The following is a 22,162-nucleotide window of genomic DNA, read 5'->3' as shown; positions in this document are numbered from 1 at the left end:
ATTTAAATCATTAAATTATCAATTTATTATATTTTTTATAAAAAACTTAAATATAAAATATGATTGAAAATTTAATTTGCATATTTATATTATAAATGTATCTATATTGGATCCATATCAAATGTTAATTGTATATGTTTAAAAAAAAGTTTTGTATTAATAAAAATTATAGATTGTTTCGATAGTTTTTTTAAAAAAATTACTGAAGGATGAACTAATAATATTGTTGTATAAAAGGTGCTAAAATATTTGTTAAAATAAATAATGTCGGATTTTACAACCCATAAATTATTTTTATAATTCAAAGAATATGTAATTAAAAATTTATAATACTTTTTGAAAAACATGGTTAAAAATTCATATTTTTTGCTTTTAATAGTAATTATTATGTGACGAGTATATGGAGGTAAATCATATTTTCTTCTTATTTTTAATAATGTTGAAGAAAATTTTTCATAATTACTTGTAATTAATTTTTGAATTAATGCATTTTTAAACATTTTGGATTGTATTAAAACTTCAGTATTAATGGTGTAAAAGTTACTAACTTTTCTAAGTGTAGAATAATATTTTTGTCCAAAATATTCTGGTGATCTGAAATTATTACTTCTAAAGTATACATCGATATTTAAAAAAATTAAACATTTTATTTTGTCTAATTTATATTTTGTTAATGTATCATTATTTCCTAAAATAATACATGGATTGTTATGTTTTAATTGAAATTTATTTATTAAATGTTTATTTAAAAACATTGTAGAATCGTTAGTAATATGTATGATTGGGAAATCAAAAAAAATTTTCTTAATACTATCTTTTAGTAAACTTACATTATATTTTATAAGAATATAATTTGACGAATTACAAATAGTGCAAAAAAAAGGTTCATTTTTTTTAAAAAAACAATATTTGCAAGATAATTCTTGATAATGTTTACTATATTCATAGTATTGATGACAATATTGACATTTCATTATTACGTTGCAATTAGAACACTGCAATACAGTTATTGCATTAGATATATTATCAGTTACAAAACAAACTTGTTGATTATTAAGTAAATATTTTTGTACTTTTTCAATTAGTTCAATAGAAAAAATACCTTTACATTGTTTATGATTTATATCAATTAATGTTTGATTTATTTTTTTTACAAAAAACGATTCATATTTTGAATTAATTGTAATTAAATTAAATTTTTTTATATTTATATTATGCAATGTTTCTAAAGAAAGTTCATTTCCTTCTAAAATAATTGGTATATTTTCTTTATAAGATCTCATAATAGCTAAATTTTTAGTATTAAACGTCCATTTTTTAGTGATTTTATAAGACAAGTTACTTTCTTCATTAACTATGATTATACCTAAATTAATTATTGGAAGGAAAATTCCTTCTGAAGTAGATATAATAATTGCAGCTTCTTCAGTTTTACATTTATTCCATAAAATTAATTTTTTAGTTTCAGTAATGTGTGTGTGATAAATATCAATTGGTATTTGTAATCTTTTTTGTAAAAATTTGCTTAAATTATAAATATAATCTATATTAGGTACTAAAATTAATGTTTTTAAACCTTTTTTTAAATATTCAAATAATAAAAATATGTAAACTTCTTCTTTATCGTATATTGTATTTATTTTAATAACGAAAGATTTAAATTTAGTATTATTTTGAACAATTGGTTTTAACTTTAAAATATTATTATTAGTCAACTTGTAATATATATTTTTTGTTAAAATTAAATGTTTCCAATTTTTTTTTTTTATTAAGGATTGGTGTATATAACATAATTTTTTTCTAAGTAGTATATTTAGCACATAAGTTGATATTTTGTATTTATGTAAATTACTAATAAGAATTGATTGTTTTTTTAAAATTAATAAAGCGCGTAATTGTTTAGGTTGATTTTGTAATTTACTATTATTTAAAGAATTACCTTTTTTAGTAATTTTACATTTGTAGCACATTTTTTTTTTAAAGTTTTACCTTTTTTTAATAGGTAAGGTATAAAGTTAAATATAATAAAGCTAATATGACATTGATAATAGTCGGTACACCACAATATTAAATTCCATGTAGATGGTGTAAAAATTGATTGTTGATCTATTATAGAAATTATTTTTTTTAATTTAAATGAATATGTTTTATTGTTATTAATGGAAACAATTATTCCAATTAATTGACTATTATTGAAAGGTACTATAACTCTACTACCAATAACAGGACAAATTTCTGATTTAGGAAATGAATAAAAAAAATTATTTTTTATAGGTAAAGGTAACGCAACTTCTACAATTATCACAAATAAAATCCAATAAAAAAATATTTAATAATGTCTGAATATTTTAAGATATATAATGTATATATAGCAAGTCTATCATTCAATAAAATGTAAATAATTAAATATTTTAATAATGATTACAGATATCAAAAATAGTAATTAGTTTTGTTTAAAGTATTAATTTATTTGATAACATGTATGCTACATATATATTATTTTTTTTTATGATATTCACAATACATATTTATGTTACATATATTACATTTAGGCCATTTAGCTTGACAAATATATCGTCCATGAAGTAAAAACCAATTATGAAAATTTAGTTTAAAATTATCAGGTACCACTTTAATTAATTTATATTCTATTTCTTTTACATTACTACCTATAACGAATTTAGTTCTATTACATACTCTAAAAACATGTGTATCAACAGCAATAGTTTTCTTTTTAAAAATAGTGTTTAAAATAACATTTGCTGTTTTTCTTCCTACTCCTGGTAACATTTCTAATTGTTTTCTACTATTAGGTATTTTCCCATGATGTTTATTTATTAATATATGACAAGTTTTAATGATATTAGATGATTTTATATTATATAACCCAACACTTTTAATATATGTTCTTAAAGTATTTATTCCCATTAAAAGAATATCTTTTGGTTCTTTAATATAATTGTATAATTTTTTAGTAACTTTATTAACATTTTTATCAGTTGCTTGAGCTGATAACATTACTGATATTAATAATTGAAAGTTTGAATTAAAATATAATTCTGTTAAAGGGAATTTATTATTTAATTGAAAAATTTTTAATATTTTAATACGTTTGTTATTATTCAATAGTTTATTCTTATGTATTTTATTGTAAATATAATATATTTACTTGTTATTCATATTATTTTTAGTAAATAAAAAATAATAAGAAATGATAAAAAATTATATATTGAGTTAAAAAAATCAATTTTTCATTAAAATTTACTTACAAATAATTTTTATAAAAACATTTTTTGTATTCAAAATATTTTTTTAAGTAATTATTTAAGAATGTATGTTAAATATGTAATGATTTTTAATTAATTTAAAATATATTTATTATTTTAAAAAATTTTTTAATAATATTATGTTTTTTAGAATAATAATTTTTTTATTAAATTTTTTAAATTTATATATTTAAAAAAAATTAAATTTTTTTATTAAAATGTCAAATAATTTTGTGGATTTTTTTAGTAATTTAATTATTTTTAAAAGTTGATATTAACTTATTGATTGATTTAAAAAGATTATGTTTTATGTCAGTTATATTTTTTAATTTCAATCGTTCTATTGAATCTACTACTATTTGAGTTATATAATCAATTTCTATATTTACAAATTGATTTAAAGAAATTGTTTTAAAATTTGTTCGAGATAAAGTTTCAGGTATTAAATAAACACAAAACAAATTATTAGGTAATACTGTACTTATAGTAAGACTTACTCCATTTATACAAATGCATCCTTTATAAAAAATATATTTCATGAGTATAACGTCTATTATTTGTATCCATATTTTTGTATATTTATGATTGATGCTAATATTACATATTTTTGCTATTCCTGAAATATGCCCTAAAATTAAATGGCCTCCTATTTCGTTACCTATTTTCAATGATCTTTCGAGATTAACTAAATCATTTACTTGTAAATATTTTAAATTAGTTTTATCTAAAGATTCTTTTATAATATCAAAACTGACAAATAGATTATTAATATCAGTAATAGTTAAACAACAACCATTATTAGCTATAGAGGCTCCTAACTTTAATTTTTTTGATAAAAAAATAGGAACTTTTATTGTATAAGTAATGAAACAATTTTCTTTTTTAATTTTAAAAACTGTACCGTAACCTTCTATAATTCCAGTAAACATTATAAATCCTTAAATAAAATATTGTTAAAAATTTAATTAATTTTTTAATAAAAAAATATTATTACGTATTTTGAAAAAATATGTAAGAATGTATTTTTTATTTAAATTAATAATTTATGAATTTTTTATTTATTTTAAATATTATGAATCTACTTAATGTTTTAATAAGTATTAAACTTTTTGTTTATTCTAAATGCTAAAAATAAATTTTTTTATTTCTAAATATTAATTTACTTTTTATTTTTTAGAATTATATAAACTTACTTGAATATTGTAATATAAAATATATATATTTATAATATTAATTATTTCAGAATTATACATTTATACTTTGTGTTCAAAATAAAAAAATATTTTTTTGTTAAAAAATTAAAAAATTTTGCACTAAAATATTATATTCTTTATATAATATCAAATATATTATATATATAATTTCAAAAAAAGGTATACAAGTGTATAAATATTTTCGAGAAATTAAAGCAATAATAATTATTACAATTCCATTGATATTAGCTCAAATGACGCAAACTGGTATGGGATTTATTGATACTATAATAGCTAGTAAAGTTAGTTCAACAGATATGTCAGCTATTGTTATAGGTGCTTCGATATGGTCTCCAATTATTTTGTTTGGACACGGATTACTTTTAGCTCTAACACCTATTATTTCCCGTATGAACGGTATTAAAAATAATGAAAAGAATATAGTTCTACATGTTAAACATAGTTATTACATAGCTACTTTTACATCATTATTGATAATTTTAATACTTTGGCATTCTGAATTTTTAATTAATATTGTTCATCAGATAGATCCTATCTTAGCAAAAAAAAGTGCATCTTATTTAAAAGCATTAATGTGGGGGACTCCTGGGTACTTATATTTTCAAATTATAAAAAATAAATTTGAAGGGTTATCAAAACCTAAGCCTGCTATGATAGTAGGGTTAATAGGTCTAGTTATTAATGTTATATTAAATTATATTTTTGTATATGGGAAAGTATGTATGCCTGCATTAGGGTGTATTGGATGTGGACTTGCAACAGCAATAGTATATTGGTTGATGTATATTTTTATAAATATATGGGCATATAAAAAACTTTCAAAAATTAATTTATATTGCACAAATATTTTTTCATTACCTCATCTAAAAACGATTATATATTTGTTAAGAGTTGGTTTACCAATTGCAACTGCTTTATTTTTTGAAGTTGTTCTTTTTTCAGCGATTACTATTTCAGTTTCTTCTATGAATTTAATACAAATTGTAGCACATCAAATAGCATTAAATTTTAGTTCTTTAATATTTGTAATCCCATTATCGTTAGGAACAGCTGCTGCTATTAGAGTAGGATTACATATAGGTCAAAAGTCTATTGATAAAGTACATACTACCATTTTTTCTATACAAACACTTGGATTAGTTATATCAATTATTGAAACTATTCTTATTTTATTATTTAAAGATAAAATTGTTGCTTTATATACAAGTAATATTCTTATTGTAAAAAAAGCAGAAAATATTTTGTTAGTATCTGCTATGTATCAATGTTTAGATTTTGTACAAATTATAGGAAATGGTATTCTTAGAGGATATAAAGACACTTTTGGAATTTTTTTTATTACATTAATTTCTTATTGGATTATAGGATTTCCTTTAGGCTATATGCTTGCATTAACTAACATTTTTATTCCTTCTTTAGGATCAATTGGATTTTGGATAGGTATTATGGTTGCTTTAACATTTGGATCTATTATGATGATATGTCGTATATTATACCTTCAAAAGAGAACGTTATTATATTTATAAAATAAATTATTTTAAAAATATAGTTTTTAAAAATAATTTGTTTTATATAACATATATTAAATTGATATAAAATATTAATAAATTTATGTTGATAAAAAATAACAGTTAAAGTAATATTTTTATATATTTAACATATAAAATACGTCCGTAGCTCAGTTTGGTTAGAGCTCCATTATGACATGATGGGTGGCAGTGGTTCAAATCCACTCGGACGTATCAAATTTGTATTCTTGAAATCATATTAATAACTCTAAAAAAATTGTACTTGGTGAAATTTTGATTAAACATATATTTAAATATATTACTTTTAATAGTTCTATTTTAATAGCTTATAGTGGAGGAATAGATTCAACGGTATTATTACATCAATTTATAAATCTTAAAAAAAATAATAAAAATTTAATTATTAGAGCTATACATATTAATCATAATATGGATTATAATTCAGATAAATGGGTTCAACATTGCAAAGAAGAATGTAAAAGACATTCCATTCCAATTGTAATAGAGACTATTACTAAAAAGATAACTAGTAATATAGAATGTCAATTAAGAACAATAAGATATACATTAATTAAAAAATGTATTTTACCACAAGAAGTTCTTGTAACTGCTCATCATTTAAATGATCAAGTAGAAACGATGTTTTTAGCTTTAAAAAGAGGTAGTGGTCCTAATGGATTAAAAGGAATAACTGAATGCTCTAATTTAGGACATAACAAAATTATTAGACCTTTATTAAAGGTATCTAAAACAACTATACAAAATTGGGCTAAAAAAAAAAAATTATTATGGATAACTGATCATAGTAATAACAATATAAAATATGATAGAAATTTTTTAAGACTAAAAGTTATTCCTATAATTGATAAACGGTGGCCTAGTTTTATTAAAAGTTGTTTAACTACTGCTAATATTTGTAAAAATACAGAAGTAATCGTTAAAAATGTTGCTAAAAATCTATTATCAAAATATATTTTAAATAATTTGTCATTAAAAGTTCATGAGTTTATTTATATTGCAGAGGAGTATAGAAACCTTATTTTAAGAGAATGGATTTACAAAATTACTAAAAAATACATTTCCTATAAAAAAATACAAAAAATTTATTATGAAGTTATTAATAGCAAAAATGAAGCTAATCCTAAATTAGTATTTTATAAATATCAAATTCGTAAATACCGAAACATTATTTATTGTATACCTGATATACCATTGTCGCTTAAAAATTTAATAATTTTCTGGCACAATCCTACCCAAACATTAGTTTTGCCTTTTAATTTAGGAAAGTTGACAATCCACAAATATGGTAATCAAATGATTCAGCCAAATAAAAATGATTTGATAAATATTCGTTTTCAATATCAAGGTAAATTGTCTATTGTTGGTAGGCATAAAAAAAGAACGTTTAAAAAAATATTACAAGAATTAAGTATACCTCCTTGGAAAAGAGAAATTACTCCACTTTTGTTTTATAATAACAAATTTATATCTGCTATTGGAATATTTGTAAATAAACAAAAATTATTGAAAGAAAATAAAATGTGGACTATTTGTTGGGATCGATGTTTTTGATAATAATTTTTCATGAAAAATTATTATCAATAACAAATGTATTAATCTAACGCATATAAAATATTTTAATAAAAAGATTATTAATTTTTATTTAAATATTTTTTCATAGCTATTATTTTTTTATAATCGATTTTTTCATAAAGTGGAACGAATAAAGAAATTTTGTGATTTAAAAGAGGTATATGAATATTGCTCCATTGTAAATTCACTTTTAGGAAATTTTCTGATTTTTGTGACAAATTAGGAATTATAGGTTTTAACCAAGTCATTATTATTTTAAAAAAATTGATACCCATTGAATAAATCATATGAACGTGTTTTTTATTTTTTTTATCTTTAAAAAGTATCCAAGGAGATTTATTAGTAATATATTGATTTGCAAAATTAGTTTGTTTAATTACTTCTCGAATAGCTTTGTTGTATTCTCTATTTTTAAAAAGTTTTTCAATTATCGATGAAGAAGATACAAAATTTTTATGTATTTTATAGTCTAGTAATACATTAGATAATGTATTATCACAGTATTTATTAATAAATTTAGCACAACGAGACGCTAAATTAACTATTTTATTAACTATGTCTGAATTAATTTTTTTATAAAAATCTTCTAAATTAATTTCAATATCTTTAATATTAGAAGATAATTTAGAAGCGTAATAATAACGTAAACTATCTGAATCTAAATGTTTTAACCATTGATTAGCGTTAATAAGAGAACCTTTAGATTTAGATAATTTATTTCCATTAATTGTCACATATCCATGAACAAAAATTTTAGTTGGTTGTCTTAGAGAACAAGCTTTTAATATTGCTGGCCAGAATAAACTGTGAAAATAAATTATGTCTTTTCCTATGAAATGATATAATTCAGTTTTTGAATATTTATTCCAATATTCATTAATTTCTAACATTGTTTTATTATTACATAAGTTTTTAAATGTACTTATATAACCAATAGGAGCATCTAACCATACGTAAAAATATTTGTCTTCATATCCAGGAATTTTAAAACCAAAATATGGAGCATCTCTTGAGATATTCCATTGCTTTAAACCGATAGCAAACCATTCTTTAATTTTGTTAATTATTTGTATTTGTAATACTCCTGAAGTAATCCATAATTTCAAAAAATTACTAAATTGAGGTAAATCGAAAAATAAATGAAGAGATTTTTTTAATATTGGAGATGTTTTAGATAAAATTGATATTGGTTTAATTAAATCAATTGCGTTATAAATGGAACTACATTGATCACAATGGTCTCCATATTGATTTATAGCGTAACAAACAGGACATGAACCTTTAATAAATCTATCTGGTAAAAATATTTTTTTATTTATGTCATAAAATTGACTAATTGTTTTTGTTATAATTAATTTTTTTTTTTGTAATATTTGATAAATTTTTTTTACATAAAACTTATTTTCTTTACTATGTGTAGTATGATAATTATCATGTATTATAGAAAATTTAATAAAATCAGATTTATGTTCTTTTAAACTTTTGTTAATTAAATTTTCAGGAGAAATATTTTCTTCTTGTGCTTTTAGCATAATTGCTGTGCCATGAGAATCATCTGCACAAATAAACCATAATTCATGTCCTTTCATTCTTTGAAATCTAACCCAAATATCTGCTTGTACTTGTTCTAAAATGTGACCTAAATGAATAGATCCATTAGCATATGGAAATGCACAGGTAACTAACATTTTTTTTAAATTATTAATTGTCATTTTTAATTAAAAAATAAATAGTTATTTTTATAGAATATTAAATTGTAATTTATACATATATCATAATTATTGAAATAAATATATTGTAAATATAATGTTTAAATTTATTTATTTATGTATGGATACATTTAATAATATATATATAGATATTTTTAATAAAAAACGATAATAGATGTTATATTATTAAACAAATCTGCTTATAATAACTTTTTTTTACATGTTTACTTATTACATATTATGAGAATATATTTATTTTTTTTTAAAAAGTATTAACATTATTAACTATTTCTTAATAGTAATTTACTATTAATGTTTATTTAAACTAATGTTTCAAAAATGTTATGTAAAAAATATTAGGTTTAAATTTATTGCTTAGTTAATATCATATTTAATAAATTAATTTTATTTTAAGTATACTTTGATTATTATCATTAGTAATGATAATAATCAAAGTAATACTTATTATTTTAAACAATTTATTTATATTTATATAAGTAAAGTATTTAACGTTAGTGGTAATTTAAAAATATTGTTTTCGAATTAATTTAAATACAAAACATATAATTTTTTGTATTTAAGATACATATTTTGTGCGTATATATTTTTTTTATATTATCATATATTTTATATTGTACGTTCATTACGCCAATTTGTATGAAATAAGCCGTCCTTATCAATTCTCTGGTACATATGTGATCCAAAATAATCTCTTTGTGCTTGAATTAAATTTGATGGTAATAAATTAGATCTATAACTATCAAAATATGCAATAGCAGCTGATAATGCAGGTATAGGAATTCCATTTTCCACCGCTATAGACACAATTTTTCTTAAAGATAATTGGTATTTGTTTGAAATGTCTTTAAAATATGGATGTAATAAAATATTTATAAGATTGGTATTATCTGTATATGCTTCTATTATTTTTTGTAAAAAACTGGCACGGATAATACACCCTGAACGAAAAATTTTTGCAATATTTTTAAATTTTAAATTCCATTGATATTTATTTGAAGCTGTGTTTAGTTGTGAAAAACCTTGAGCATATGAAATAATTTTACTTAAATATAATGATTGTCTTATTTGTTCAATCAATTTATGTGAATTGTTAATTATATAATTGATATTAGGACCTTTCAAAACAGTTGATGCTATTTTTCTTTGCAATTTTAAAGAAGATAAATAACGGAAAAAAACAGATTCAGTAATTAAAGATAATGGTTCATTTAAATCCAAAGCACTTTGACTAGTCCATTTTCCTGTGCCTTTATTAGAAGCTTGATCTAATACATAATCTAATAAAAAATTTCCACAGTCATCTTTTTTTATTAAAATGTCTTTTGTAATTTCAATTAAATAGCTGTTTAGTTCTCCTTTATTCCACTCATCAAAAATTTTTGACAATTCTTGATTACCTATTTTTAATAACTTTTTTAATACAAAATATACTTCTGCAATTAATTGCATATCGCTATATTCTATTCCATTATGTACCATCTTAACATAATGTCCCGAACCATCTGGTCCAATATAATTTACACAAGGTTCTCCTTTTGATTTAGCTGATATTGTGTATAGCATTGGTTGAATTAAATCATATGCTTTTTTATTACCTCCAGGCATTATTGCAGGACCTTTGAGGGCTCCTTCTGAACCACCTGAAATACCAGCACCTATAAAATAAAATCCTTGATTTGATAATTCATAATTTCTACGAATAGTATCTTTATAAAAAGCATTACCTCCATCAATTAACATATCTTTTTTATCTAAATATGGAATTATTGATTGAATAACATTATCAGTAGCTAAACCAGCTTGAACCATAATTAAAATGCATCTTGGTTTTATTAATGAATTAACGAAATCTTTAATAGTATAAAATGGATGTAAATTTTTTTTTGGATGTTTTAGTATAATTTTTTTTGTTTTTTCAGAAGATCTATTATAAATAGATACTGTATAATTATTATTTGCAATATTTAAAGCTAAATTACGTCCCATTACAGCCATTCCTACAATACCAATTTTTTGTTTGATCATAATTTTCCCTTGTAACTGTAACATACTATAATTTTATATTATATAAAGTTTATATAATAGCTATTAATTTAAAAAGTGAAAAATTTAAATTTAATGAAAAAAATTATGTTTGAATAATGTTTAATATAGTAAAAAAAAATGTAATTTATATTGATGAAAATTTTTTTAGTTTTTTTTAAAAAAACAAAATAATTAAAATACAAATTTCATATATATATAAATTACATACTATGGTTCAGTAAATAATATAAAATATATATATGTAACACAATGTATATCAGTATATGTTTTTATACATTTTAGTTTTTTCAAAATATATGATATATTATTTAAATATTTTTAAAATATTCATTAATTTATATTTAATAATTCATGTTAAAAGTATCCGTTTTATAAAATGTGTATTTAAATATGATATGTTTATTATTATTTTTTTTAAAAAAAATATATTATCATATTGTATGTTATTCACATATGTATTATATGTGTTTATATATAAGGATAATAAAAGTTATAATTATAATTGTTAAATACAACTGCGTTTTTTTAAATTACAAATAATTTCTCTAAAACTTATATTTTTACTATGTAACAATACTAATAAATGATAAAATAAATCAGTAGTTTCATCAATTAATTCTTTATTATTATTTTTTACCATAGCTGCTAAAATCACTTCTACCGCTTCTTCTCCTACTTTTTGAGCTATTCTTTTAACACCTTTAGAAAATAAATTTGAGGTATAAGAATTAATTGAATTTGATTTCTTTTTTTCTTCTAACATTTTTTCAAAATAAAACAAAAAACTGTTATCTGTAATTTGTAAATTAAAACAACTATTTTTTAAAAAATGACAAGTTTTACCTATAGGGAAAACTTTAATTAATAAAGTATCATTATCACAATCAGAAAAAATATCGATGACTTTCAAAAAGTTTCCAGAAGTTTCCCCTTTTGTCCATAAACGTTGTTTTGTTCTGGAAAAAAATGTTACTATTTTTTTTTGAATTGTTGTTTTTAGTGCCAATTTATTCATATAGCCGTGCATTAACACTTCTCCTGAGGCATGACTTTGAATAATAACTGGAATAAGTCCTTTGATTTTTTTCCAATCTATAGTTGATAATTGTAACTTGTTTAACATAGTCTGATTGTAATTCCTTTATTGTATAAAAAATGTTTTAATTCTTTTATATTAATAGAGTTATCATGAAAAACAGATGCTGCTAATGCTCCATCGACATTAGTTTGATCAAAAACTTCATAAAAATGATTTGATAAACCTGCCCCTCCTGAAGCAATTATAGGAACATGAGAATTTTTTTTGATTTCTTTAAGTTGTGGTATATCATATCCTTTTTTAATACCATCTTGATTCATCATATTCAGTACTATTTCTCCTGCTCCTAATTTTTGCACTTTATCCACCCATTCAATAGTTTCTAAATGTGTATTGCAAATACTTTTAATGTCGCCTGTATATTGATATACTTCATATATATTCAATTTTTTATTAAACCAAGAATCTATACCTACTACTACACATTGAACTCCAAAACGATCCGCAATTCTACTTATTAAAGTTGGATTTTGTATTGCAGGTGAATTTATAGATATTTTATCTGCTCCTAATGATAAAATATTTTTTACATCTTTTAATGATTTAATACCTCCAGCAACGCAGAAAGGAATATTAATTTTTTCTGCAATTTTAGATATCCACACTTTATCAAGTAATTTTTTTTGAGAAGATGCTAAGATATCATAAAATACTATTTCATCAGCTCCTTCTTCTAAATAACGTTGAACTAGCGGTAATATATTTCCTACAATTTTATGTTTGCAAAATTTTATTCCTTTTACTACTAATCCGTCTTTAACGTCTAAACATGGAATGATGCGCTTTGCCAGCATTTAATAGCCTCTTGTAGATTAAATTTTTTTTCTAGTAATGCTTTTCCAATTATTATGTCTTGTACATTAGTTTTTTTTAAAGCAATGATATCTGTTAATGATCCAACACCTCCAGAAGCCTGGAAATGAATATGTTTAAATAGTCTAGCAATTTCATTATATAATTTTATATTAGGTCCATTTAATGTACCATCTTTAGATATGTCAGTACATAAAACATGTTTTAAACCAAATTCAGAATATTGAGAAATTAATGTTTCTAAAGTAATTCCAGTGGATTTTTTCCAAGCATGAGTATATATTTCTTTAAGATTATTTGTATTAATTTTTAAATCTAATGCTAAAACAATAGAATTACTTCCATAATAACTTAACCAATTTTTTAAATTTTGATTATTTGTTATAGCAGCAGAACTAACAACTATACGTTTTATTCCCGATAATAATAATTTTTCTATATTTGCATTTGTGCGAATTCCTCCTCCTACTTGTAAAGAAATGTTAGTGTTTTTTGCTAATTTGCTTAATAAATTAAATTGATTAGTATTAGGATTCAAAGCACCATTCAAATCAACAATATGTAAATAATTTATTTGTGATGATTTATATTTTTCTAAGAAAAATTCTATTGTATGTGAATAAAATTTCATTTTTTGATAATTACCTTTATATAACCTAACGACCTTTCCGTTAAATAAATCTAAAGCAGGAATAATCATAAATTTATGTCTCTAAAAAATTTTTTAATAAAATGGATCCACAATTTCCTGATTTTTCAGGATGAAATTGTACTCCAAAAAAATTGTTTTTTTGTATAATTGATGAAAAATATTGACCATAATAAGTTTGAGCAACGGTATATTTATTTAAATTCATAGCATAACTATGTAAAAAATAAAAATAAGATTTTTTAGTAATACCTTTGAGTAAAAAATGATTGTTTACAGTAGTAAATACTGTATTCCATCCAGTATGAGGTAAAGGTAAATTTTTTACATGTAATAATGATATTGATTCATTAATAATTTGTAACATACTTATAGTTTGTTTAGATCCTTCTGTACTGAATGTACCAAATAATTGTAATCCTAAACAAATTCCTAAAACTGGTTTTTTATAATTTTTAATAATTTCTACTAAATTATTTATTGATAAATGTTGCATTGCTGTTTTAGCAGTACCTACTCCAGGAATTAATAATTTTTGAGATTTTAAAATAGTTGAAGAATTTTTAGTAATAACAACGTCATATCCTAATTTTTGAACAGCCCATTTTACAGAAGATAAATTTGAGCAACCAACATCTAATATAGCAATATACATTATAGCATTCCCTTTGAAGTTGGTAATTTATTACCTTTAATAATAATTGCTTGTTTTAGTGATCTCCCAAAAGCTTTAAATAGGCTTTCAGCTATATGGTGATCATTTTTTCCTATAGCATTTAAATGTATTGTAATATTCATAGAGTAGGATAATGATTGAAAAAAATGTTCAATCATTTCTGTACTTAAGTCTCCTATTTTTTGATACTTAAAAGTAGCATAAAAACTAACGTGAGGTCTACCAGAAATATCTAAAATACAACTAGCTATACTTTCGTCCATGGGTAAAGTAAAAAATCCAAATCTGTTAATACCTAATTTATTTCCTATAGCTTGTTTAAGTGCTTTACCTAATACTATACCTATATCTTCTACGGTATGATGATCATCTGTTTTCCAATCGCCTTCAGAATATATTTTTAAATAAATATTACTATGTATAGCTATTTGTTCTAACATATGATCTAAAAATTTTATTTTAGTGTCAATAAAACTATTTTTATAATTATCTAAATTTAATTCTACATGTACTTTAGTTTCTTTAGTTTGTCTAAATATGCTTGATGTTCTATTTTTTTTTATTAATTTTTTTTGAATATCGTTCCAACTTATATTCTTACCATATTGTATTCCTGTAATATTCATATTTTTAGCTAATTCCATATCAGTTTGTCTATCACCTATAACATAACTATTATTTTTATCTAACAATCCTTCTTTTAACCATGATTTCAGCATTGTTATTTGAGGTTTCCTACATATACAATTATTTTGAAGTGTATGAGGGCAAATTAATATATCTTTAAATTTTATACCTTGAGATAAAAATACATCTAACATAAAGTTATGAACTAAATTAAATTTATGTAATGGAAATTGTTTGCTTCCTAATCCATCTTGATTAGTAATCATAACAAATTTATAGTGATTTTTTTTTAATATAGATAACGTTGTTATAACGTTAGGTTCAAAAATTAACTTTTTAAAATTATCAACTTGAAAACTTTTTTTAGGTTCGGATATTAGAGTACCATCACGATCTATAAACAAAATTTTTTCAAACATAGTTTATCCAAATGTGTTATGCCAAATTTTGAGAAATAATCTTTAAATTATTAATTAATTTATAACATTCATTTTTTGATCCAATAGAAATTCTTAAGCACTCTTTTAAATATTTTTTTGAATTTTGATCACGTACAATAATTCCTTCTAAAGATAATTTATTAAATATTTTATTAGCTAAATAAAACTGTACTAATATATAATTAGTATTACTAATAAAAACATTTTTTACACAATTTAATTTTTTTAGTTCTATATATATTAGATCACGATTTTTTTTAATTTGTAGTACTTTTTTTTTCATTAAATTAATATTAAAATTACTTAAAGCTTCGTTAACTATATTGATAACAGGAGTAGATATAGGGTAAGGTGAAATTACTTTATTTAATAATTTTATTATACTATTTCGAGCTAAAACAAATCCACATCTTAAGCCAGCTAATCCAAATGCTTTAGATAACGTTCTTAATATTACTAAATTTGGATACTTTTGTATCCAAGAAACTAAAGTATGTTCTATGCAAAATTCTATATAAGCTTCATCTATAACTACAATAGTATTGTTATTTACTACTTGAAGTAAATTTTTTATATCATCTTTATTTATTAAATTTCCAGTAGGATTATTTGGTCGACAAATAAAAATTATTTTTATAGTTTTTAATACTAACTGAATATTTTTTAAATCTAATTGCCAATTTTTTAACATAGGAATTTCATATATATTAATGCTATTAATTTTACCACTAATAGCGTACATATCGTATGTAGGAGGGCATACTATAATAGCATCTTGTAAAGGATTACAAAAGGCTGTAATTAGTAAATTGATACCTTCATCTGCTCCTCTAGTAATTAATATTTCATCATTTTGGACATTTGAATATGAAGAATATTTGTCAATAATTTTTACAGGTTGTGGATCAGGATAACGATTCAATTTTTGATGTTTGTATCGAGATTTAAAAGGATATGGAGACTCGTTAGCATTTATCCAAATATTTCCCGTTCCTCCAATTTTTCTAGCTGATTGATATGGAATTAATTTTAATATGCTAGAATTTGTTAATTTATAAAGATCAAACATTAATTTTTTCCTTTGATATAATCGATTCTTGATTGAACAGCATATTTATGTCCGTCTAATTTTTCAGCAGAAGCTAACATCTTTACTGTTTTAGAAATATTTAATAATCCTTTAAGTGTTAATTCTTGTACTGAAATATATTTTTGAAAATCTCTTACACTTAAACCTGATTGAGAACTAGCATATCCGTAAGTAGGTAAAACATGATTAGGTCCTGATGCATAATCACCTACAGATTCTGGAGACCATAATCCTAAAAATATTGATCCAGCATTTTTAATATATTGTAATAGATATCTTGGTTTTTTAGTTTGAATAATTAAATGTTCTGGAGCATACATATTAGAAATGGCAACAGCTTCTAATAAATTTTTTGTAATGATAAAAAAACTATTTTTTAAAGATTTTTTAACTATAGTAATTCTAGATATTTTATGAATTTGAGACTTTAAACTATTTAAAACATTGTTTGCTAACTTTATACTAGAAGTTACTAAAAAAACCTGAGAGTCTACACCATGCTCTGCTTGAGAAATTAAATCAGAAGCGATAAAATCAGCATTAGCATGTTCATCAGCAATAATCATAAGTTCTGAAGGTCCGGCTAACATATCAATACTAGTGTTATTCAGTAAATTACTTATTTGTGATTTAGCTTCTGTGACATACATATTACCAGGTCCAAAAATTTTATTTACTTTAGGAATAGTTTTTGTGCCATAAGCAAGGGCTGCTATAGCTTGAGCTCCTCCTATTTGATATATTTCACGTACATTACAAATGTAAGCGGCATATAGTATGGCGTAGTCAATATTAGGAGGAGAACATAGAACAATTTTTTTGCATCCAGATAAATATGCAGGTATAGCTAACATTAGCACGGTAGAAATTAAAGGAGCAGATCCTCCTGGAATATAAATTCCTACAGATTCTATTGGTCTAATTAATTGTTCACATGTTACTCCTATTTGTGTATTTAATTTTATAGGAGAATTTTTTTGAGATGCATGGAAAAGAGTAATGTTTTTTTTAGCAATATTAATAGATTTTTTTAAATTTTTATTGATATATGTACTAGCATTAGCGATATGATCAAATTTAACTTTAATAGATTTTAAATTAATTTTATCAAACTTATAAGTATATTTATATAATGCATCATCTCCTAAGATGCGTACATCATTTATTATTTGACTGACTGTTTTTGTAATAGTTTTTTTTTGATTTAATATTGGTCTAGATAAAACTTTTAATTTTTGTTCTGTATTAATTTGAGACCAAAACACAATATTTTTAATTATATCCATAGTAATTTATTCCATCATTTTTTCAATAGGAAGAACTAATATGGAACTAGCTCCTAGTAATTTTAATTCTTCCATTGTTTCCCAAAATAAATTTTCGCTACTGACTACATGCATAGCAACTTTTTTATTATCGTTTCCTAATTCTATAATAGTTGGCTCCTCAGCTCCTCGTAATAATTTCATAACTTTTTTTAATTGAGATCTAGGAGTATGTAACATAATATATTTAGACTCTCTGGCTTTAATTACTCCTTTAATTCTTGTTAGTAGTTTATTTATGATAGATTTTTTGAATAAGTTCATATTATTTGATTTACAAATTAAACATGCATAAGAATAACAAATAACTTCTACTTCTCGTAGTCCATTGGCTTTAAGTGTAGCTCCTGTAGATACTAAATCAAATATCCCATCAGCTAGACCTGCACTAGGAGCAACCTCAACTGATCCGTTTAATGAACAAGATTTGAATATAATATTTTTATCATCAAAATATTTTTTTAAAATATAAGGGTATGATGTTGCTATTCTAGTGTGATTAAAAAAATTAATATCAAAATAATTAGTATTTATAGGTATACTTAATGACAATTTACAATGTCCAAAATCTAAACGCATTAACTTAATATAGTTTGAATCTTCTAGTTTCGATTGTCTTTTTAATAGCTCTTCTTTTAATACATTTTCCCCTACAATTCCTAAATCAATTATTCCGTCCATAATTAAACCTGGAATGTCGTCATCTCTTACGCACATAACGTCAATTGGCATATTTTCAGAAAAAGTAATTAAACGTTTATCTTCTAAATCAATTTTCATACCACTTTGTATTAATAATTGTTTTGAATCAGTGCTTAAACGACCTGATTTTTGAATAACAATGCGTAATCGATTATTATTTTGCATTCTTTTATTGTGCCTCATCTATAAACATTTGTTAATTCAGATTTACATAATTGATAAAAAATGAATTATAAATAATAATAGACATTTTTATAATGTAAAAATATTGAATTTAATCATTTAAAAATTAAAATTAAAATATAAAATTATGTTGTTAATTACTTTATTTATTGTAAATAAAAAAAATTTATTATTGTGTTTAATATGTACTTTAAAAAAGTACAACAATGCAGTTTATTGTTATACTATTTAAAGTACATAAATTTATATATTTTTAAAATTTAAAAACATATTTTATAATTATAAAAAATAAACTTTATTATGTTAATAATTATGTCTATAAAAAATATTTTTTGTATTATTTTTTATAAAAATTGAATCTGTAATTTATTTTTTTTAAAAAAAAATATTAAATTAGTTTGAGTAATATAAATATATTTAAAACAATATAAATAGAATATTTCTATTAATAAAATATAAAAAATATTTTAAGATATTTTTAAAAAAGTTGATTATTATTTAATGTATAAAATATTACGATAACAATATATTATCTATAAAAATGGAATATGTGTAATATTATTACATAATATAACTAAAAAAAATTTAATTTAATATTATTAAATATATTTTTAAAAGTTTATATAAAATTTATTATTTATAATATAACTTTTTTATAAAAAAAGTTATTTTTTATTTAAACTTTATTAAAATTCTAATATTAATAATCCTATTATTTATTTAATAATTAATATTAATGATATAGTTATTAAAAAATTTAACAATGTTAACATTATTTTTTTTAAAATATTAATATATATCTTTTATATAAAAATTATAAAATAAATTGATTTTTTATTAATAAACTGTCTATTTTAAAAAAAAATAAATTAACATTTTATTTAGATAATTGTTTAAATAAGACAAAAATTGCTGCATTATTTCTAAAAATTTTAGGGGCTTTATAAAAAGCTAGTACATCTGGATGGTTAGAAAGCCACATTGGCACACTTTTTTTTAAAATATTTTTTCCATGCCCATGTACTATCCCAGCACAATTTAATTGTTCTTTATGACAAATTAATATTAATGTTCCTAATGCTTTTTTAGCTTCGTATTGAGTTAATCCATGTAAATCGACATATATTTCTGGTTTATATTGACCTGATTTTAATTGATTTAATTTATTTTTATAGTGTATATTTTGAACATAAGTTAATGATTTTATATTTGACAAATAAGTAGATGTTTTATAAGAAAAAAAATAACTATGAGCATCTTTTTCAAGAAACATACGCTTATCTTTGTAAAATAAAAACTTTTTTTTATGATTAGTTACGTGAATTATAGTATCTTGCACAATTTGTTTTATTCCTAAATATTTTTTTCTAAAAATCATAAATTCTTTTGAATGTGAAAATTCTTCTTTAGTCATGCGTTAATATACCAATTATTAAAATATATATAACAATAAATTGTTAAAAAAATAAAAAGTGTATTTAATTATTAATTAAATAGTTATTTTAACAAGAATATTTGTTTGGTAATATTAATCATATCAAATAATTTATATATAGAGTTAACAATTTTTTTTATTTTTTTAAGATAAAATTATGTTTTGACATGTGTTTTATTTTTATAAATTTATGTATAACTATAGATAGTTTAAAAGTAAAAAATTTTTTATTAACATAATAAATACGTTAATATAACAATGTTAATTAATATGTTTTTACAAAAACATATATAAGGAATATAAAATGGCTGGAAACTCAATTGGAAAAATTTTTAACGTAACTACTTTCGGAGAATCTCATGGAGTATCTTTAGGTTGTATAGTAGATGGGGTTCCTCCAGGTTTAAAATTGTCTTCAAGTGATTTACAGATAGAATTAAATCGTAGAAGACCAGGAAGTTCTAGATATACAACTGAACGTAAAGAATTGGATCAAGTAGAAATATTGTCGGGAATTTTTGAAGGAGTTACAACTGGAACAAGTATTGGATTAAGTATAAAAAACGTTGACCAAAGATCTCAAGATTACAAGACTATGAAACATGTTTTTAGACCTGGACATGCTGATTATACTTATACATTAAAATATGGAATAAGAGATTACAGAGGCGGAGGTAGATCTTCTGCTAGAGAAACAAGTATGCGAGTAGCAGCAGGAGCTATTGCAAAAAAATATTTAAAAGATAAATTTAATATAAAAATAAGAGGTTATTTAAAACAAATGGGTCCCATTATTTGTGATTTTCAATCATGGGATTATGTAGAAAAAAATCCTTTTTTTTGTCCAGATCCAAATAAAATATCTTTACTTAAAGAGTTTATTAAATGTTTGAAAAAAGAAGGCGATTCTATTGGTGCTCAATTGATATTAATTGCAGAAAATGTACCTGCTGGATTAGGGGAGCCTGTTTTTGATAGATTAGATGCTGAATTAGCTCATTCACTAATGAGTATTAATGCAGTTAAAGCTGTAGAAATTGGAGATGGAGTACAAGTAGCAAATTGTAAAGGTAGTCAACATAGAGATGAAATATGTAACAATGGATTTAAAACTAATCATGCTGGAGGAATTTTAGGAGGTATTAGTAATGGAGATAATATTGTTGTTAAAATAACTTTAAAACCTACTTCAAGTATTAAAAAACCTGTTAATACTATTGATGATAATAATAACAATGTTAGTATATCTATTAAAGGTCGTCATGATCCTTGTGTTGGATTAAGAGCTGTACCTATAGCGGAATCTATGATTGCTATTACTCTTATGGACCATTTACTTAGATATACAGCTCAATGTTTTCAAGTAAAAAATTTTTTAACATAATACATACGCAATATTTTTCAAATATTATATATAATTTAAATGCTACTGAATTATTTATTTTAGTAGCATTAAAAAAAATAAAAATAAATTAATAAAGTATGTGTTAACATATATAATAATTTTCAATTTTTTCTCAGTTTAAATATAATTAAACAATTATTGTTAACAATATACCACTATATTATTTGGTATTGACTTTTTTTTTTAAAAAATAATTACTAATAATATTAAATAGTCACGTTATTATATTTTAATAAATGAATTGTTTAATTATGTTTTTATAAGGATATATATTTAGAATAGTTTAGAGATACAAAGAATTGTTTTTATATAAATTGAGAATATTTTTTTGTAAAACAAT

At 21.8% G+C, this 22,162-nt stretch carries 19 protein-coding genes and 1 tRNA gene; 4 read left to right on the top strand and 16 right to left on the bottom strand.

What is annotated here, in order from left to right:
- Window positions 1-101: 101 nt before the first annotated feature.
- From priA to BUCNMO_RS00505, 4 genes are all read right to left on the bottom strand, one after another.
- Window positions 102-1,970: a replication restart helicase PriA gene (priA, locus tag BUCNMO_RS00520; RefSeq protein WP_158344617.1), complete on the bottom strand. Its 1,869-nt coding sequence runs from the start codon at window positions 1,968-1,970 to the stop codon at window positions 102-104.
- Window positions 1,928-2,305: a hypothetical protein gene (locus BUCNMO_RS00515; RefSeq protein ID WP_158344615.1), complete on the bottom strand. Its 378-nt coding sequence runs from the start codon at window positions 2,303-2,305 to the stop codon at window positions 1,928-1,930. The genes priA and BUCNMO_RS00515 overlap by 43 nt, the downstream gene beginning before the upstream one ends.
- Window positions 2,306-2,496: 191 nt before the next feature.
- Window positions 2,497-3,126: an endonuclease III gene (gene nth / locus BUCNMO_RS00510; protein WP_158344613.1), complete on the bottom strand. Its 630-nt coding sequence runs from the start codon at window positions 3,124-3,126 to the stop codon at window positions 2,497-2,499.
- 391 nt (window positions 3,127-3,517) lie between these two features.
- A complete protein-coding gene (locus BUCNMO_RS00505) occupies window positions 3,518-4,195 on the bottom strand; it encodes a riboflavin synthase subunit alpha (RefSeq protein WP_158344611.1) in 678 nt (225 codons plus the stop codon).
- A 452-nt stretch (window positions 4,196-4,647) separates the two neighbouring features.
- Here BUCNMO_RS00505 and BUCNMO_RS00500 point away from each other — a divergent pair, with 452 nt between their 5' ends.
- The 3 genes from BUCNMO_RS00500 to tilS all read left to right on the top strand — a co-directional run bounded on the left by BUCNMO_RS00500 (window position 4,648) and on the right by tilS (window position 7,581).
- Window positions 4,648-6,006, top strand: coding sequence for an MATE family efflux transporter (locus BUCNMO_RS00500; RefSeq protein ID WP_158344610.1), 1,359 nt, complete (start codon window positions 4,648-4,650; stop codon window positions 6,004-6,006).
- A gap of 141 nt (window positions 6,007-6,147) precedes the next feature.
- Window positions 6,148-6,222, top strand: a tRNA-Ser gene (locus BUCNMO_RS00495).
- Between the two features lie 60 nt (window positions 6,223-6,282).
- The gene (gene tilS, locus BUCNMO_RS00490; protein ID WP_158344608.1) at window positions 6,283-7,581 is read left to right on the top strand and encodes a tRNA lysidine(34) synthetase TilS; all 1,299 of its coding nucleotides are present in this window, start codon (window positions 6,283-6,285) and stop codon (window positions 7,579-7,581) included.
- Window positions 7,582-7,661: 80 nt separating this feature from the next.
- Here the strand turns inward: tilS and metG are convergent, their stop codons facing one another.
- The 12 genes from metG to smrB form a co-directional block, all read right to left on the bottom strand.
- Window positions 7,662-9,314 carry a methionine--tRNA ligase gene (metG, locus tag BUCNMO_RS00485; RefSeq protein ID WP_158344606.1) on the bottom strand — a complete coding sequence of 551 codons (1,653 nt, stop codon included), beginning with the start codon at window positions 9,312-9,314 and terminating at the stop codon, window positions 7,662-7,664.
- Between the two features lie 624 nt (window positions 9,315-9,938).
- Window positions 9,939-11,357, bottom strand: coding sequence for an NADP-dependent phosphogluconate dehydrogenase (gene gndA / locus BUCNMO_RS00480; protein WP_158344604.1), 1,419 nt, complete (start codon window positions 11,355-11,357; stop codon window positions 9,939-9,941).
- A 479-nt stretch (window positions 11,358-11,836) separates the two neighbouring features.
- Complete coding sequence (locus BUCNMO_RS02480; protein WP_158345265.1) at window positions 11,837-11,893, bottom strand: hypothetical protein; 57 nt, start codon at window positions 11,891-11,893, stop codon at window positions 11,837-11,839.
- Entirely contained in the window at window positions 11,884-12,501 is a 618-nt protein-coding gene (gene hisIE / locus BUCNMO_RS00470; RefSeq protein ID WP_158344602.1) for a bifunctional phosphoribosyl-AMP cyclohydrolase/phosphoribosyl-ATP diphosphatase HisIE, read from the bottom strand. Before hisIE ends, BUCNMO_RS02480 begins: the two co-directional genes overlap by 10 nt.
- Window positions 12,495-13,271 (bottom strand): imidazole glycerol phosphate synthase subunit HisF, encoded by a 777-nt coding sequence (hisF, locus tag BUCNMO_RS00465; protein WP_158344600.1) that lies wholly within the window; start codon window positions 13,269-13,271, stop codon window positions 12,495-12,497. The genes hisIE and hisF overlap by 7 nt, the downstream gene beginning before the upstream one ends.
- On the bottom strand, window positions 13,241-13,990 hold the full coding sequence (hisA, locus tag BUCNMO_RS00460) for a 1-(5-phosphoribosyl)-5-[(5-phosphoribosylamino)methylideneamino]imidazole-4-carboxamide isomerase (protein ID WP_158344598.1): 750 nt from the start codon (window positions 13,988-13,990) through the stop codon (window positions 13,241-13,243). The genes hisF and hisA overlap by 31 nt, the downstream gene beginning before the upstream one ends.
- A 4-nt stretch (window positions 13,991-13,994) precedes the next feature.
- Window positions 13,995-14,594: an imidazole glycerol phosphate synthase subunit HisH gene (hisH, locus tag BUCNMO_RS00455; RefSeq protein WP_158344596.1), complete on the bottom strand. Its 600-nt coding sequence runs from the start codon at window positions 14,592-14,594 to the stop codon at window positions 13,995-13,997.
- Entirely contained in the window at window positions 14,594-15,661 is a 1,068-nt protein-coding gene (gene hisB, locus BUCNMO_RS00450; protein ID WP_158344595.1) for a bifunctional histidinol-phosphatase/imidazoleglycerol-phosphate dehydratase HisB, read from the bottom strand. Before hisB ends, hisH begins: the two co-directional genes overlap by 1 nt.
- A 16-nt stretch (window positions 15,662-15,677) precedes the next feature.
- Window positions 15,678-16,751, bottom strand: coding sequence for a histidinol-phosphate transaminase (hisC, locus tag BUCNMO_RS00445; RefSeq protein WP_158344593.1), 1,074 nt, complete (start codon window positions 16,749-16,751; stop codon window positions 15,678-15,680).
- Window positions 16,751-18,058, bottom strand: coding sequence for a histidinol dehydrogenase (hisD, locus tag BUCNMO_RS00440; RefSeq protein WP_158344591.1), 1,308 nt, complete (start codon window positions 18,056-18,058; stop codon window positions 16,751-16,753). Before hisD ends, hisC begins: the two co-directional genes overlap by 1 nt.
- Before the next feature lie 6 nt (window positions 18,059-18,064).
- Window positions 18,065-18,964, bottom strand: coding sequence for an ATP phosphoribosyltransferase (gene hisG / locus BUCNMO_RS00435; protein WP_158344589.1), 900 nt, complete (start codon window positions 18,962-18,964; stop codon window positions 18,065-18,067).
- A gap of 895 nt (window positions 18,965-19,859) precedes the next feature.
- Window positions 19,860-20,396 (bottom strand): endonuclease SmrB, encoded by a 537-nt coding sequence (gene smrB / locus BUCNMO_RS00430; protein ID WP_158344587.1) that lies wholly within the window; start codon window positions 20,394-20,396, stop codon window positions 19,860-19,862.
- Window positions 20,397-20,721: 325 nt separating this feature from the next.
- Here smrB and aroC point away from each other — a divergent pair, with 325 nt between their 5' ends.
- Complete coding sequence (aroC, locus tag BUCNMO_RS00425) at window positions 20,722-21,801, top strand: chorismate synthase (protein ID WP_158344585.1); 1,080 nt, start codon at window positions 20,722-20,724, stop codon at window positions 21,799-21,801.
- The last annotated feature ends 361 nt before the right edge of the window (window positions 21,802-22,162 follow it).

Origin of the sequence: Buchnera aphidicola (Nipponaphis monzeni) (assembly GCF_006741185.1) — a bacterium.
Lineage (GTDB): Bacteria > Pseudomonadota > Gammaproteobacteria > Enterobacterales > Enterobacteriaceae > Buchnera_H > Buchnera_H aphidicola_T.
Note: the sequence above shows the minus strand (reverse complement) of the source record. Positions and strands in the feature narration are given on the sequence as shown.

Excerpts from the sequence above, each read along its gene's own strand:
- priA (WP_158344617.1), bottom strand. The coding sequence starts at position 1,970 with ATGTGCTACAAATGTAAAATTACTAAAAAAGGTAATTCTTTAAATAAT.
- BUCNMO_RS00505 (WP_158344611.1), bottom strand. The coding sequence starts at position 4,195 with ATGTTTACTGGAATTATAGAAGGTTACGGTACAGTTTTTAAAATTAAA.
- metG (WP_158344606.1), bottom strand. The coding sequence starts at position 9,314 with ATGACAATTAATAATTTAAAAAAAATGTTAGTTACCTGTGCATTTCCA.
- gndA (WP_158344604.1), bottom strand. The coding sequence starts at position 11,357 with ATGATCAAACAAAAAATTGGTATTGTAGGAATGGCTGTAATGGGACGT.
- hisIE (WP_158344602.1), bottom strand. The coding sequence starts at position 12,501 with ATGTTAAACAAGTTACAATTATCAACTATAGATTGGAAAAAAATCAAA.
- hisF (WP_158344600.1), bottom strand. The coding sequence starts at position 13,271 with ATGCTGGCAAAGCGCATCATTCCATGTTTAGACGTTAAAGACGGATTA.
- hisA (WP_158344598.1), bottom strand. The coding sequence starts at position 13,990 with ATGATTATTCCTGCTTTAGATTTATTTAACGGAAAGGTCGTTAGGTTA.
- hisH (WP_158344596.1), bottom strand. The coding sequence starts at position 14,594 with ATGTATATTGCTATATTAGATGTTGGTTGCTCAAATTTATCTTCTGTA.
- hisB (WP_158344595.1), bottom strand. The coding sequence starts at position 15,661 with ATGTTTGAAAAAATTTTGTTTATAGATCGTGATGGTACTCTAATATCC.
- hisC (WP_158344593.1), bottom strand. The coding sequence starts at position 16,751 with ATGTTTGATCTTTATAAATTAACAAATTCTAGCATATTAAAATTAATT.
- hisD (WP_158344591.1), bottom strand. The coding sequence starts at position 18,058 with ATGGATATAATTAAAAATATTGTGTTTTGGTCTCAAATTAATACAGAA.
- hisG (WP_158344589.1), bottom strand. The coding sequence starts at position 18,964 with ATGCAAAATAATAATCGATTACGCATTGTTATTCAAAAATCAGGTCGT.
- smrB (WP_158344587.1), bottom strand. The coding sequence starts at position 20,396 with ATGACTAAAGAAGAATTTTCACATTCAAAAGAATTTATGATTTTTAGA.
- aroC (WP_158344585.1), top strand. The coding sequence starts at position 20,722 with ATGGCTGGAAACTCAATTGGAAAAATTTTTAACGTAACTACTTTCGGA.